Origin of the sequence: Streptomyces sp. Isolate_45, assembly GCF_024721315.2 — a bacterium.
Taxonomy (GTDB): Bacteria; Actinomycetota; Actinomycetes; order Streptomycetales; family Streptomycetaceae; genus Streptomyces.
Map to the genome: position 1 here is coordinate 14,105 of NZ_JANFAK020000038.1, position 14,424 is coordinate 28,528.

The window sequence follows — 14,424 nt, forward strand, 5'->3', positions numbered from 1 at the left end:
GTACCGAAAAGGGGCACCCCCGAGGGGGTGCCCCTTTCGTACGACGGGCCGGGCGTACGACGGGCCCGGCGCGCGCGGTTACTTGCCGGCGCGGGCGCGGAGCTTCCACGGCATGGCGATGGACTCCAGCTGGACCGCGAGGTTCATCTTGGACTCGCCGACGGTGCGGTCCTCGAAGTGGATCGGGACCTCCATGACCTGGAAGTTCCGGCGCAGCGCCTTGAACTTCATCTCCACCTGGAAGCTGTAGCCCGCGCTGCCGATCGACGCCAGGTCGATGGCCTTGAGCGCGTCCGCGCTCCACAGGTTGAAGCCGCCGGTGATGTCACGGACGCGGGTGCCCAGGATGGTGCTCGCGTACGCGTTGGCCCAACGGGACAGCAGCTTGCGGTGCGCGCCCCAGGCGTCGGACAGGGTGCCGCCCGGAACGTAGCGGCTACCGACGACGAGACCGGCACCGGTGGAGCGGGCGACGCCCAGCATCTCGGCGATCTTGCCGGCGGGGTGGGAGCCGTCCGCGTCCATCTGGAGCACGTACTCGGCGCCGTCCTCGACGGCCTTGGCCATGCCCGCGGCGTAGGCGCGGCCGAGGCCGTCCTTCGCGGTGCGGTGCAGGACCGACATGCGCGGCTTGCCGTCCTCGGTGAGGAAGCCCTCCGCGAGTTCGTCGGCGATCTTGCCGGTGCCGTCGGGCGAGGAGTCGTCGACGATCAGCAGGCGAAGGCCCGGCTGGTCGAGCCCCATGATCAGCTCGACCATGCCCGGCAGGTTGCCCGCCTCGTTGTACGTGGGCATGACGACGGTGAGCGGCGTGTGCGCCCAGGTGTCCGGAAGCTTCGTGCTCGCGACGTCGGTCGCGCGGGGGGTCTGCTGCTCGCCTATCACAGGGTTATGCCTCACTGGAGTTGGTCACCGGTCCGAGGAGAAGCGGACGGCGGCAGCGGGCAGTTGCGCCTCGCACCACACTCGCACCCCCGCGCGAAGTTCGTTGTCGGCCCCTACGACGGCGCCGTCACCGATGACCGCGCCGTTCAGCACCGTGCGCGACCCGACGGAAGCGCCCGCGCCGATGAGGCTGGCGTTCACCACTGTGTCCGCGCCGAGGATCGCGCCGTCCAGCACGATCGAACCCTTGACGGTCGCGCCGGCCTCGATCCGCGCGCCGGCGCCGACCACCGTGCCGCCCGACAGCTTGGCGCCGTCGGCCACGTGCGCACCCGGGAGGACGAGGGCCTCGCCGCGCGGGCCGGGGACGGCCGGGGAGGCCACGATGCCGCGGACCAGGTCGGCCGAGGCCTGGACGAAGGACTCGGGCTTGCCGAGGTCCAGCCAGTAGGTGTCCTCGGTCACGCCGTGCAGCTTGGCACCGGAGGCGAGCAGACCCGGGAAGGTCTCGCGCTCGACGGATACCGATCGGCCGGCCGGAATGGAGTCGATCACGCTGCGGCGGAACACGTAGCAGCCGGCGTTGATCTGGTCGGTGACGATCTCCGCGGGAGTCTGCGGCTTCTCGGTGAAGGCGAGCACGCGCCCCTCGGAGTCCGTGGGCACCAGGCCGAAGGCGCGCGGGTCTTCGACCCGCACCAGGTGCAGGGAGACGTCCGCGTCGGCGGCCCGGTGGGACTCGACGAGGCCGGCGATGTCGAGGCCGGTGAGGATGTCACCGTTGAAGACGAGTACGGGGGAGTCCGGGCCGCCGGTCAGGCGCTGCGCGGCGTTGCGGATGGCGCCGCCGGTGCCGAGGGGCTCGTCCTCGACGACGTACTCAAGGGTGATGCCGAAGTCGGAGCCGTCACCGAAGTAGGGCTCGAAGACCTCGGCGAGGTAGCAGGTGGCCATCACGATGTGCGTGACACCGGCGGCGGCGGCCCTGGCTATCTGGTGCGCGAGGAAGGGGACGCCTGCGGCCGGAACCATCGGCTTGGGGGTGTTCACCGTCACGGGGCGCAGTCGCGTCCCCTGCCCACCGACCAGCAGGATCGCTTCCGTCATTATTTTCTCCCCAAACGGTTCAGGCGTACGAAGCGTCAAATTTAGCCCATCGGAGGGCTTGCGAAGGCCGGGCCGAGGCGCTGCGGCCGGTACCGGCCCCCGCTCCCTCGGGGATCAATACCGGGGTGCCGACGGTTCCCCACCACTCGGGGAGTTCTTCGACACATTCGCCGTTTCGTCCGCCCGGCGCCCGCGGCCCAGTTTGGTGAGCAGACGCTTGCCGAGGCGCTGTCCCGGAAGTTCCACCAGCTTGTAGGTGAGGTGGCTCATGACGAAGACCAGCGCCAGGAAGATGACGGACGGGATGAATTTGCCGGGGCCGGACTTGGGAATGTCCATGCCCTCCACCATCCAGTGGACACCGTGCAGAACGGGAATGTGGGTGACGTAGACGGAATAGCTGATCGCACCGAGCCAGGTGAGCACCCGCGGGAACCTCGCCCGGCGCAGCAGCAGGCCGATGCCGAACGTCAGCCACGCGGCGAAGTAGGGCAGTACGAAGCCCACCCAACCCTCGGTCCACGTCTGGTGCCTGGCCGCGCCGCGGTTGTACATGTATCCGGCCGCGAGGCCGGCGACCAGCACGAACCCGCAGGACATGATCCCGAGCAGGCGGTCGCCCTGGTGGTTCTGGATCCGGTAGACGGCCGTACCGGCGAACATCGTCGCGAAGATGACCATGGTCTCGAAGAACGGCGCCCGGGCGTTGCCGAGGATCAGCAGCAGGCCGAGTCCACCGAGCAGCAGCGCGCCGATCCGCGTGAGTTCCTTGCGGCCGCTCAGCACGCAGAACAGGCCCATGACCATGACGATGCAGCAGGCGAGGATCAGGTTGCGCGTCGAGACCCGGTCCGTGGTGATCAGATGCGAACCGACGGCGGCCCCGAAGAGCAGTCCCACCGTGGCGAAGACCAGGGAGACCTGGGCGCTCAGGCGGTGGCGGCCCATCACGAAGAGGGCGGTGACGAAGAAGTAGAAGACCATCTCGTAGGAGAGGGTCCACATCACACCGATCGCGCTGGGCACGTTGAGCACTTCTTGCATCAACAGCGCGTTGGCGAGGGTCGACCTGACCGGGTGGTCCACCACGACGTCCGGCACCGCGGAATGGTTGGCGGGCAGAACGATCAGGGACACGGCGATCACGACGATGAGCAGCGGGTAGATCCGGAAGATCCGGCCTATCCAGAATCCCCGTACGTCACCGCGGCGTTCCAGCGAGGCCGGCACGATGTATCCGCTGACGAGGAAGAACAGCATCACGGAGTAGATACCGAGATCGAAGTTCGTGTTGACGAACTTCCCGCCCGGTATGAGCTCCAGAATCCTGAAGTGGTGCACCGCCACCAGCAGCGCCGCTATTCCGCGCAGGGCGTCGAGCCACCCCAGTCGCACCACTGGCCGGTCGGCGATCACGGCGCCTGTGGTGGTCGGCCGGCTCTCCGACTGCTGTTCAATCACGGTCACAGCAGTGCAGGCTAGCCCAGAAGATCGAGCGGCCCTTCGTATCGGCGGCCCCGCCCAGGGTCTGACGAGCAACCGTAGTCCACTTGTTACCTTCCCCGTGGTTCGGCGGCCGCGATCGGGACAGGGAGAATCGGCTTCGGGGGCGGCCATACTGGCAAGGGAGCGCCGGCGCCGTGGCACGGCCGCCGTCGCAGCCGTGGGCCTTCTCGGGTCCGGCGGGAGCGTCATCCGTGAAGTTCGTACCCACAGGGATCGGCCAGGTCCCGGCGAGAGATATCAGGGGCTTTGCCGCAATGAGCGTGAGCATAACCAGCAGTGCTCCCCCGGCCGGTGATCCGGCCGGCGGGCAACGGCACCCCGGACGCCGCCGTGCGAAGAAGGGCGGCGTCGCCCGCCTCCTGGGCCCGGTCTGGCTGTGGCCCGCCCTGCTGACCCTCGCGCTCGGCGTCCACGGGAGCAGCCGCGTCGAACTCTGGCGTGACGAGCTGGCCACCTGGAACGCCATCGACCGCAGCCCGCGCGAACTCCTGCACCTCCTGGACAACGTCGACGCGGTCACCGGCTTCTACTACCTCTTCATCCAGCAGTGGACGTCGCTGCTGGGCCACTCCCCGCTGATGCTCAGGCTGCCGTCCGCCCTCGCGATGGCCGGGGCGGCCGCGTTCGTCGCGCTGACCGCCAGGAAGCTGTTCGACACCCGTACCGCCCTGGTGGCGGGTTTGCTGTTCGCCGTGATCCCGTCCGTCTCGCGCTACGCGCAGGAGGCCCGCGGGTACGCGTTCGTCGTGCTCGCGGCGGCCGCCGCGACCTATCTGTTGCTGCGCGCCCTCGAACGACCGACGACCGGTCGCTGGGCGCTCTACGCCGTCGCCGTCGCCGTGGCCGGCATCTTCCACATGGTCGCGCTGGTGTTCCTCGCCGCTCACGCGCTCATCGCCCTGGGACGCTGGCGGGACGGACGCGAGCGGCGGATCCTCACCGGGTTCGTCCTCTCGGTGGTCGTGGCCCTGCTCCCCGTGCTGCCGCTCGTGCTCCTGGGCCGGCGGCAGGTGGGCAGGCAACTGGGCTGGCTGGTGAGGCCGAGCCTCCAGTACGTCGCCGACTTCTTCTGGCGCGGTCTCTACGGATCGGCCTGGGTCAGCATGTGCGTCCTGGCGATGGCCGTCCTGCCCCTGGCGTGGCGGCAGGGGCGTCGCCCGGCCTTCGAGGTGGGCGCCACCGCCGTCCTGCCGATCCTCGCCCTGTGGATCGCCTCCCAGGGTTCGACGGCCTATTTCCTGGACCGCTACCTGCTCTTCACCCTGCCCGCCTGGGCGGTCCTCGCGGGCGCGGGCCTGACGGCCCTGCGGCCCCGGGCGTTGGCGGTCGTGGGCCTGGCCGGTGTTCTGGTCGTGGGCATGGCGGGCCAGCGCCTGATCCGCGAGCCGCTCTCCCGCGAGCAGTTCGACGCCCGCGCGGCGGCCTCCGTCATCGCCGAGAACTACCGGCCCGGGGACGGCCTCGTGACGCTCCGCGGCGACCTGAAGTACCTGCAGTTCAACATCGCCCTCGACTACTACCTCCCGTCCGACGTCCGGCTGCGGGACGTCCTCGTCGCCGAGAGCTCCGTCGAGCGGGGTGACCTGTACGCGCGGATGTGCGCGGATCCGGCGGCCTGCGTCGGTACGACGCGCCGGATATGGGCCGTGACGCAGGACACCCCCCCGGGCGAACCGCTCATGGGTCTGGAGCCGGCCGAGGTGAAGGCGCTCGACCAGGCCTTCCCCCGGCGGACGGTGACCAAGGTGCCCGGAATGACCCTCACCCTGTTGGAGCGCTGAGCGGGCGGGCCCACCACCCGCGCGGCGTCCGACGCGAACGCACGAGAAGGCCCCCGGCATCCCGCCGGGGGCCTTCTCGCGTACGTCGACCCGCGGGTACGGGGTTACGGCAGGTTGCGCGCCATGACGATGCGCTGGACCTGGTTCGTGCCTTCATAGATCTGAGTGATTTTCGCGTCGCGCATCATGCGCTCCACCGGGTAGTCGCGCGTGTAGCCGTAGCCGCCGAGGAGCTGGACGGCGTCCGTGGTGACCTCCATGGCCACGTCGGAGGCGAAGCACTTGGCCGCGGCGCCGAAGAAGGTGAGGTCCTCCTTGTCGCCCCCGGCGGAGACGCGCTCCGACTTGGCGGCGGCCGAGTACGTCAGCTGGCGGGCGGCCTCGATCTTCATGGCCATGTCCGCGAGCATGAACTGCACGCCCTGGAAGTCGCCGATCGGCTTGCCGAACTGCTTGCGCTCCTGGACGTAGCCCTTGGCGTAGTCCAGGGCGCCCTGGGCGATGCCGAGCGCCTGGGCCGCGATGGTGATGCGGGTGTGGTCGAGGGTCTTCATCGCGGTGGCGAAGCCGGTGCCCTCGGCGCCGATCATGCGGTCCGCCGGGATGCGCACGTTGTCGAGGTAGACCTCGCGCGTCGGGGAGCCCTTGATGCCGAGCTTCTTCTCCGGGGCTCCGAAGGAGACGCCCTCGTCGCCCTTCTCCACGACGAAGGCGCTGATGCCCTTGGAGCGCTTCTCGGGGTCGGTCACGGCCATCACCGTGTAGTACTCGGAGACGCCCGCGTTGGTGATCCAGCGCTTGACGCCGTTGAGCACCCAGAAGTCCCCGTCGCGCACGGCGCGGGTCTTCATGCCGGCGGCGTCGGAGCCCGCGTCGGGCTCGGAGAGGGCGTACGAGAACATCGCGTCGCCCTTGGCCAGCGGGCCGAGGTACTTGGCCTTGAGCTCCTCGGAACCGGAGAGGATCACGGGGAGGGAGCCGAGCTTGTTCACGGCCGGGATGAGGGAGGAGGACGCGCAGACGCGGGCCACCTCCTCGATCACGATCACGGTGGCGAGCGCGTCCGCGCCGGCGCCGCCGTAGTTCTCGGGCACGTGGACGGCGTGCAGGTCGCTGGCGACCAGGGCGTCGAGGGCCTCCTGCGGGAAGCGGGACTCCTCGTCGACCGCGGCCGCGAACGGCAGGATCTTCGCCTCGGCGAGCGAGCGGACGGACTCGCGGAGCATGTCGTGCTCCTCCGCCGGGCGGTACAGGTCGAAGTCGGCAGAACCCGCCAAGATCTCTCACTCCCCAAGGTGATGCACGATGCTAACTACCGTTAAGTAACCCAAATCTTAGTGTCCGGCGCCCCGGCAGCGATATGTACGGCGCACGTGAGCTGCGTGACAGCGGGAGCGTCCCCCTCCCGGGGCGCGACTATGCTCGGTTGCCGCAAACGGCCCCGCACCTCTGGAGCACTCATGGCCCCCCTCAAGATCACTGTGATCGGCACCGGCTACCTCGGCGCGACGCACGCCGCCGCGATGGCCGAGCTGGGCTTCGAGGTGCTCGGACTGGACGTGGTCCCGGAGAAGATCGAGATGCTGGCGGCCGGCCGGGTCCCCATGTACGAACCGGGGCTGGAGGACCTGCTCGCCGCGCACGTCGCCGGGCTGCCCGGCTCCAGCGGGCGGCTGCGCTTCACCACCTCCTGGGAGGAGGTGGGCGCCTTCGGAGACGTCCACTTCGTCTGCGTGAACACTCCGCAGAAGCACGGCGAGTACGCCTGCGACATGTCGTACGTCGACTCCGCGATGGAGTCCCTGGCCCCGCACCTGACCCGACCCGTGCTCGTCGTCGGCAAGTCCACGGTCCCCGTCGGCTCCGCCGAACGCCTCGCCGCGAAGCTGACCGCGCTGGCGCCCGCGGGCGAGGACGTCGAACTGGCCTGGAACCCGGAGTTCCTGCGGGAGGGCTTCGCCGTCCAGGACACCCTCCACCCGGACCGGATCGTCATCGGCGTCCGGGGCGAGCGGGGCGAGAAGCTGCTGCGCGAGGTGTACGAAACGCCCATGTCCGAGGGCAGCCCGATGGTGGTCACCGACTTCCCGACCGCCGAGCTGGTCAAGACGGCCGCGAACTCCTTCCTCGCGACGAAGATCTCCTTCATCAACGCGATGGCCGAGGTCTGCGAGGCCGCGGGCGGCGACGTCGCCAAGCTCGCCGAGGCCATCGGCCACGACGAGCGCATCGGGTCGAAGTTCCTGCGCGCCGGCATCGGCTTCGGCGGCGGCTGCCTACCCAAGGACATCCGCGCCTTCATGGCCCGCGCCGGTGAACTCGGCGCCGACCAGGCCCTGACCTTCCTGCGCGAGGTCGACTCCATCAACATGCGGCGCCGCGGTCACATGGTCGAGCTGGCCCGCGAGGCCGTCGGCGGCTCCTTCCTCGGCAAGCGGGTCGCCGTCCTCGGCGCCACCTTCAAGCCCGACTCGGACGACGTCCGCGACTCCCCCGCCCTGAACGTCGCCGGTCAGATCCACCTCCAGGGCGGCCAGGTCACCGTCTACGACCCCAAGGGGATGGACAACGCCCGCCGCGTCTTCCCGACCCTGGCGTACGCCGACTCCGCGCTCGCCGCGGCCCGCGGCGCCGAGGTCGTCCTGCACCTCACCGAGTGGCGCGAGTTCCGCGACCTCGACCCCGCCGCGCTCGGCGAGGTCGTCACCGATCGGCTCCTGCTGGACGGCCGCAACGCCCTCGACCCGCTGCGCTGGCGCGCGGCGGGATGGACGTACCGCGCCATGGGTCGGCCGCACGCGTGACCCCGGCCGGGCGGTGGAGGACGAGCACCGCGTGGCTCACCGCCCAACTTGCGGGCGTTCAGTGAAATATGCGAACAAATCGACTGAGTAGAGTTCGGGCCGATGACCACGACCAGCAGTCCCCCGACCCAGGCGACCGCGTACGCGCCGCCGGCCCCCGGCATCCGTGATCGGAAGTGGTCCTTCGAAGCGGCCATACGCGGACGCGGCGCCCTTCTGGGCATCGCGGCACTCTGGGCGGCCGCCCGGGCGGCGATGCTCTGGATGCTCGTCAACGACTTCTTCGCCTCGAACATCGTCCGGGTCGAGGTCACCGAGACCTACCACGACTGGTACGACATCCTCGTCACGTGGACGGTGCCGCAGAACGACATCATGTGGCAGTACCCCCCGGCGGCGGCTGCGGTCTTCCTCTCGCCGGACCTGCTGCCGTTCCTCACCTACTTCGAGGCCTTCGTCGCCCTGACCGTGCTGTGCGACGGCCTGATCCTCCTCGGCCTGGTACGGGCCGCCCGCCGCGACGACGGCAGCATGGCCGGCGCGGTCCTGTGGCTGGTCTCGCTGCCGCTGCTGATGGCGACCCCGTTCGCCCGTTACGACGTCCAGGTCACCCTGCTCGCCGTCGGCTCGCTGCTCTGCCTGCGCCACCGGCCGCGGCTCGGCGGCGTCATCGCCGGAATCGGCGGCATGGTCAAGGTGTGGCCCCTGCTGACCCTGCTCGGCACCCCGCGCGGCAGGTCCACCCGCGATGCCGTCACCGCGGCCGCCCTGTCGTGCGTCGCGCTGCTGGCCGTCTTCGCCGCGCTGTTCCGCGACTCCCTCAGCTTCCTGGGCCACCAGGGCGACCGCGGCGTCCAGATCGAGTCCCTCGGCGGTTCCGTGCTGATGGCCGCCCGCCTCGCCGACGTCTGGCCCGGCTGGATCCGCTTCCAGTACGGGGCCTACGAGTACGTCGGCCCGTACGTGCCGGACATCGCGCGGGCCTCACTCGCGCTGACCCTGATCGGCTTCCTCCTGCTGCTGCTGTGGCGCGTCAGGGCCAACCGGTGGTCGCACGCGACCCCGTGCGACGCCGCGCTGTGCGCCCTCATGATGTTCACGGTCACCAGCCGCGTCATCAGCCCGCAGTACATGATCTGGCTGCTCGGCCTCGCGGCCGTCTGCCTGAGTTCGCGCCACACCACCCAGCGCCCGATCGCGTGGCTGCTCGCGGTCGCCACCGCGCTCACCTCGCTGATCTTCCCGGTCTGGTACGGCCCGGACATCCTGGGGAACACCGCGCTCGGCACGCTCCTGCTGTGCGCCCGCAACGGCACCCTGCTGTACGCGACCGTGTGGTCCGGCCTGCGGCTGTGGAGGGCGACCGTCGCCCCCGAGCCCGCGCTCCGGGCGGCCGTCGTTTAGTGCCGGGACCGGATGGGTTCCCCGGGTCGGAGCACTAGGCGGTTCTGCGGTGCTGTGCCGCTCGGGCGGTGAACTCCACGCCGCGCAGCACCCGCTGGGCGTTGCCCCAGGTCAGCAGGGCCAGGTCGGTCTCGGACCAGCCGCGGTCCAGGAGTTCCGCGATCAGCCTCGGGTAGCCGGAGGGATCCGTCAGGCCGGCGGGGCGGGGACGTCCCCGTTCCGCGCCGAAGGCGGCACCGAGGCCGACGCCTTCCGGGCCGGCCAGCGCCCGTACGTGTTCCACGTGGTCCGCGACCGCGTGCAGGGAGTCGCCCGTGCGCTCCGTGTCGAAGGTGACCATCGCCAGCCCGTTCGCCGCCCGCAGGGCGAGCAGCACCTCGTCCGTGACGTTGTCCGGATGCGGGTTGAGGGCGGCGGCGCCGGTGTTCGACACGACCACCGGGGCCTTCGAGGCCGCCGTGATCCGGCAGGCCACGTTCGGCGCGCAGCCCGTCAGGTCCAGCAGGATGGCCAGCCGGTTCGTCTCGCGGACCACCTCGTGGCCGAAGGCCGTCAGCTCGTCCGCCGCCCAGGGGGCTCCGGCGGGCGCGACGATGCGTACGCCCAGGGCGTGGAAGGCGCGCAGCGCGCCCAGCGAGTCCGTCAGCGTGCGGCCGGGGACGGGGCCGAGGAACGAGGCGATCCGGCCCCGGTTGCGGGCGTCGGCCATGTCGTCGGCGCCGAGCGCGAGGCAGAGGCCGTCGGGGTAGCGGCGCATCAGGGCCAGCGCCGCGTCGATCTGTTCGAGGGTGTCGGACACGACCTGGTCGGGGTCGGTGTCCGCGCCCGCCGGGTCCGGGGGTACCAGCAGCGACCAGAACTGCGCGCCGACGCCGCCGGAGCGGAGCCGGGGGATGTCGGTGTCGACGCCCGTGTCGGGGGTCTCGATGTCGTGGTACGGGCTCTGGCGCAGGGTCCACACGAGGGTGTTGCACCCGTCCGCGACGGGATGGACGGCGAGCAGCGCGGCTGCGCGGTCCAGGGCTCCGGCGGGCCTCGCCGGGGCGGGGGCGGGGGCGGGTGGTTCCTGGGTACCGATGCCCACGGTGTGGGGTTCTTCCTGCAGGTCGGCCATGGCTTTGGCTCCGGTCTCGGCGGCAGCAGGGGGAGGCTGGTGCCACCGTGACACGTGGGGTGTGTGAGCCGCCCGGCGGATGTGGCGTTCGGGTGTTCCCCGTCGTCTTCCCACCCCGCCCCCGGGCTCGTCCGGCCGGCCGGCCGGCCGGCCGGGGCACGGGGTTCCCGGTGCCCGGCGCCCCGACGCCGATCGGCGCCGGGGCGGCCCGGTCAGAGGTGGGCGTTCGACGGGCCCCGGGTCGCCGAGAGCTCGCGGGCCACGTCCTGCGCGTCCCGCAGCACGCGTACCGCGTTCGACCAGGTCAGCTTCGCCAGGTCGGGGGTGGACCAGCCGCGGGAGAGGAGTTCCGCGATCAGGTTCGGGTAGCCCGAGACGTCGTCCAGGCCGGCCGGGGTGAAGGCCGTGCCGTCGTAGTCGCCGCCGATGCCGATGTGGTCGACACCGGCCACCTCGCGCATGTGGTCCAGGTGGTCGGCGACCGTGGCCGGCGTGGCGATGGGACGCGGGTGCGTCTCCTCGAAGGCCCGGTGCAGGGCCATCGCCTCCGACGTGGTGTCGAGGTGGTGGAAACCGTGCGCGCGCAGGTTCTCGTCGGCGGCCAGGGTCCAGTCGACGGCCGCCTGGAGGACGAACTTCGGTACGAAGGTGGCCATCGCGACGCCGCCGTTGGCCGGCAGCAGTTCGAGGACGTCGTCCGGCACGTTGCGCGGGTGGTCGCAGACGGCCCGCGCCGAGGAGTGCGAGAAGATCACCGGCGCGACCGACACCGCGAGGGCGTCGCGCATCGTCGTCGCGGCGACGTGCGAGAGGTCCACCAGCATGCCGACCCGGTTCATCTCGCGGACGACCTCGCGGCCGAAGTCGCTCAGGCCGCCGTGCCGGGGCTCGTCGGTCGCCGAGTCCGCCCAGTCGATGGTGTCGTTGTGCGTGAGCGTCATGTACCGCACGCCGAGCCGGTGCAGGGCCCGCAGGGTGGCGAGGGAGTTGTTGATGGAGTGGCCGCCCTCGGCCCCCATCAGCGAGGCGATCCGGCCCTCGGCGCGGGCCGCCTCCATGTCGTCCGCCGTCAGCGCGAGCCGTAGGGTCCCCGGGTAGCGCGCGATCAGCTGGCCGACCGCGTCGATCTGTTCCAGCGTGGCGCTGACCGCCTGGTCACCGGCGTAGTCGGAGCGGACGTAGACCGACCAGAACTGCGCGCCGACGCCGCCGGCCCGCAGCCGGGGGATGTCGGTGTGCAGCCGGCCGCTCTGGTCGGCGGCGATGTCCCGCCGGTCGAGGTCGTAGCGGACCTGCTCGCGCAGCGCCCACGGCAGGTCGTTGTGCCCGTCGACCACCGGGTGCGCGGCGAGCAGCTCCCGGGCCTGCCCGAGCAGGTCCGCCGCGCTCACTTGCCGAATCCGAAGGAGTCCGCGCCGGCGACCTTCGTACGGAGCCGCTTGCCCTTTTCGGTGGCCTGGTCGTTCAGCTCCTGCTGGAAGTCGCGCATCCGCGCCAGCAGCTCGGGGTCGTGGGCCGCGAGCATGCGGACGGCGAGCAGCCCGGCGTTGCGCGCGCCGGCGACGGAGACCGTCGCGACGGGAACCCCGGCGGGCATCTGGACGATCGACAGCAGGGAGTCCATGCCGTCGAGGTACTTCAGCGGGACGGGGACGCCGATGACCGGGAGCGGGGTGACCGAGGCCAGCATGCCGGGCAGGTGGGCTGCGCCGCCCGCGCCGGCGATGATCGCCTTCAGGCCGCGGTCGGCGGCCTGCTCGCCGTACGCGACCATCTCGCGCGGCATCCGGTGGGCGGAGACGACGTCGACCTCGTACCGGATCTCGAACTCGTCCAGTGCCTTGGCGGCGGCCTCCATGACCGGCCAGTCGGAGTCCGAGCCCATGACGATGCCGATGACGGGGCCGGCGGTGGGGTTGCTCATTCCGTGATCGTTCCTCTGAGGTAGCCGGCTGCGTGACGTGCGCGCTCCAGCACATCGTCCAGGTCGTCGCCGTAGGTGTTGACGTGGCCGACCTTGCGGCCGTGTTTCACGTCCTTGCCGTACATGTGGATCTTCAGCTGCGGGTCGTGGGCCATGCAGTGCAGGTACGCCGCGTACATGTCGGGGTAGTCCCCGCCCAGCACGTTGGCCATGACCGTCCAGCGGGCCCGCGGGCGCGGGTCGCCCAAGGGGAGGTCCAGGACGGCCCGGACGTGGTTGGCGAACTGCGAGGTGACCGCGCCGTCCTGGGTCCAGTGCCCGCTGTTGTGCGGGCGCATGGCCAGTTCGTTGACGAGGATGCGGCCGTCGGCGGTCTCGAACAGTTCCACGGCCAGGTGGCCGGTCACGTCGAGTTCCTTGGCGATGCGCAGGGCGAGCGCCTGGGCCTCGCCCGCCAGCTCCTCCGAGAGGTTCGGGGCGGGGGCGATCACCGTGTCGCAGACGCCGTCGACCTGGACGGACTCCACGACGGGATAGGCGACGGCCTGGCCGTGCGGGGAGCGGACGATGTTCGCCGCGAGCTCGCGGACGTACTCGACCTTCTCCTCCGCGAGGACCGGGACGCCCGCCTTGAAGGGGGCCTCCGCGTCCTCGGGGGTGCGGACGAACCACACCCCCTTGCCGTCGTACCCGCCGCGCACCGTCTTGAGGATGACGGGGAAGCCGCCCACCTCGTCCGCGAAGGCCACCGCGTCCGCCGGATCGCTCACGATCCGGTGGCGGGGGCTGGGCGCGCCGATCTCGTCGAGGCGGGCGCGCATCACCCCCTTGTCCGCGGCGTGCACCAACGCGTCGGGCCCCGGTCGGACGGGGATGCCGTCCGCTTCCAGGGCCCGCAGGTGTGCGATGGGCACGTGCTCGTGGTCGAAGGTGATCACGTCGCAGCCGCGCGCGAAGGCGCGGAGCGTCTCCAGGTCGCGATAGTCGCCGATGACGACGTCGCTCACGACCTGGGCCGCCGAGTCCTGTGGGGTGTCACTGAGGATCTTGAATTTGATGCCGAGGGGGATACCCGCCTCGTGGGTCATGCGGGCGAGCTGTCCGCCGCCGACCATGCCGACTACCGGGAACGTCACCACTCCAGGGTATCCGTCGGTATTCCGCCATCCGGACCCGCGTCGGCACGACCCGTCCGGCGGACCCGTCGGTTCCGCCGGAGGGCCCGTGTGCCGTGCGTCGCAAGGGGTGCCAACGCACGGACGGAGCCCGCGGGCGACACTTACCATGAACGGGTTGACGAAATCGAGTGACGCCTCAGCGAGGGGCGACGACGACGGACAGGGACTGAACCATCACATGAGCACGCCGAAAGCAGCACCGCTGACCGAGCGCTTCCGCGGCCTCGCCCGGGAGATCATCAAGTTCGGCGCGGTCGGCGGCTTGGGTGTCCTGGTCAATTTCGGTGTGTTCAACCTGCTCCGGAGCACGACCGACCTCCAGACCGTGCGGGCGAACGTCATAGCCATCGTGGTGGCGATCATCACCAACTACATCGGCTTCCGGTACTTCACCTACCGTGACCGCGACCTCGGCGGCCGTCGACGCGAGATGTTCCTGTTCGTGCTGTTCAGCGGCATCGGCATGGTCATCGAGAGCGGTGTGCTGTACGCGGCGACGTACGGGTTCGGCTGGGACAGCTCGCTGCAGAACAACGTCTTCAAGTTCCTCGGCATGGGCGTGGCGACCGTCTTCCGCTTCTGGTCCTACCGGACCTGGGTCTTCAAGGCCCTGCCCACGCCGGCCGTGCCCTCGCTGGTCGTGGAGCAGCGTGACGGCCACGAGGCGCCGGTGACCGCGCTCGCCCCGGAGCCGGCGGCCACCAACTAGTACGACCGCCCG

12 protein-coding genes are annotated in these 14,424 nt (G+C 70.8%); 4 read left to right on the forward strand and 8 right to left on the reverse strand.

What is annotated here, in order from left to right:
* Positions 1–78: 78 nt before the first annotated feature.
* From NOD94_RS15065 to NOD94_RS15075, 3 genes are all read right to left on the reverse strand, one after another.
* Positions 79–795 carry a polyprenol monophosphomannose synthase gene (locus tag NOD94_RS15065; protein ID WP_281206451.1) on the reverse strand — a complete coding sequence of 239 codons (717 nt, stop codon included), beginning with the start codon at positions 793–795 and terminating at the stop codon, positions 79–81.
* Positions 796–909: 114 nt separating this feature from the next.
* Positions 910–1,992 (reverse strand): NDP-sugar synthase, encoded by a 1,083-nt coding sequence (locus NOD94_RS15070; RefSeq protein ID WP_281206417.1) that lies wholly within the window; start codon positions 1,990–1,992, stop codon positions 910–912.
* A 114-nt stretch (positions 1,993–2,106) separates the two neighbouring features.
* The gene (locus NOD94_RS15075; protein ID WP_281206418.1) at positions 2,107–3,459 is read right to left on the reverse strand and encodes an acyltransferase; all 1,353 of its coding nucleotides are present in this window, start codon (positions 3,457–3,459) and stop codon (positions 2,107–2,109) included.
* A gap of 293 nt (positions 3,460–3,752) precedes the next feature.
* Here NOD94_RS15075 and NOD94_RS15080 point away from each other — a divergent pair, with 293 nt between their 5' ends.
* Positions 3,753–5,279 carry a glycosyltransferase family 39 protein gene (locus NOD94_RS15080; RefSeq protein WP_281206419.1) on the forward strand — a complete coding sequence of 509 codons (1,527 nt, stop codon included), beginning with the start codon at positions 3,753–3,755 and terminating at the stop codon, positions 5,277–5,279.
* A gap of 104 nt (positions 5,280–5,383) precedes the next feature.
* Here the strand turns inward: NOD94_RS15080 and NOD94_RS15085 are convergent, their stop codons facing one another.
* Positions 5,384–6,556 (reverse strand): acyl-CoA dehydrogenase, encoded by a 1,173-nt coding sequence (locus NOD94_RS15085; RefSeq protein WP_281206420.1) that lies wholly within the window; start codon positions 6,554–6,556, stop codon positions 5,384–5,386.
* Between the two features lie 183 nt (positions 6,557–6,739).
* Between NOD94_RS15085 and NOD94_RS15090 the strand changes: the two genes are divergently transcribed.
* On the forward strand, positions 6,740–8,083 hold the full coding sequence (locus tag NOD94_RS15090) for a UDP-glucose/GDP-mannose dehydrogenase family protein (protein ID WP_281206421.1): 1,344 nt from the start codon (positions 6,740–6,742) through the stop codon (positions 8,081–8,083).
* Positions 8,084–8,185: 102 nt separating this feature from the next.
* Positions 8,186–9,487 carry a glycosyltransferase family 87 protein gene (locus tag NOD94_RS15095; protein WP_281206422.1) on the forward strand — a complete coding sequence of 434 codons (1,302 nt, stop codon included), beginning with the start codon at positions 8,186–8,188 and terminating at the stop codon, positions 9,485–9,487.
* 34 nt (positions 9,488–9,521) lie between these two features.
* On the opposite strand, the gene NOD94_RS15100 is transcribed toward NOD94_RS15095, so the two are convergent.
* The 4 genes from NOD94_RS15100 to NOD94_RS15115 all read right to left on the reverse strand — a co-directional run bounded on the left by NOD94_RS15100 (position 9,522) and on the right by NOD94_RS15115 (position 13,661).
* A complete protein-coding gene (locus NOD94_RS15100; protein WP_281206423.1) occupies positions 9,522–10,601 on the reverse strand; it encodes a membrane dipeptidase in 1,080 nt (359 codons plus the stop codon).
* A 212-nt stretch (positions 10,602–10,813) separates the two neighbouring features.
* On the reverse strand, positions 10,814–11,992 hold the full coding sequence (locus NOD94_RS15105; RefSeq protein WP_281206424.1) for a dipeptidase: 1,179 nt from the start codon (positions 11,990–11,992) through the stop codon (positions 10,814–10,816).
* Entirely contained in the window at positions 11,989–12,525 is a 537-nt protein-coding gene (gene purE / locus NOD94_RS15110; RefSeq protein ID WP_281206425.1) for a 5-(carboxyamino)imidazole ribonucleotide mutase, read from the reverse strand. The genes NOD94_RS15105 and purE overlap by 4 nt, the downstream gene beginning before the upstream one ends.
* Positions 12,522–13,661 (reverse strand): 5-(carboxyamino)imidazole ribonucleotide synthase, encoded by a 1,140-nt coding sequence (locus NOD94_RS15115; protein ID WP_348652330.1) that lies wholly within the window; start codon positions 13,659–13,661, stop codon positions 12,522–12,524. The genes purE and NOD94_RS15115 overlap by 4 nt, the downstream gene beginning before the upstream one ends.
* Before the next feature lie 220 nt (positions 13,662–13,881).
* On the opposite strand from NOD94_RS15115, the gene NOD94_RS15120 reads away from it, so the two are divergent.
* The gene (locus tag NOD94_RS15120; RefSeq protein ID WP_281206427.1) at positions 13,882–14,412 is read left to right on the forward strand and encodes a GtrA family protein; all 531 of its coding nucleotides are present in this window, start codon (positions 13,882–13,884) and stop codon (positions 14,410–14,412) included.
* Positions 14,413–14,424 lie beyond the last annotated feature (12 nt).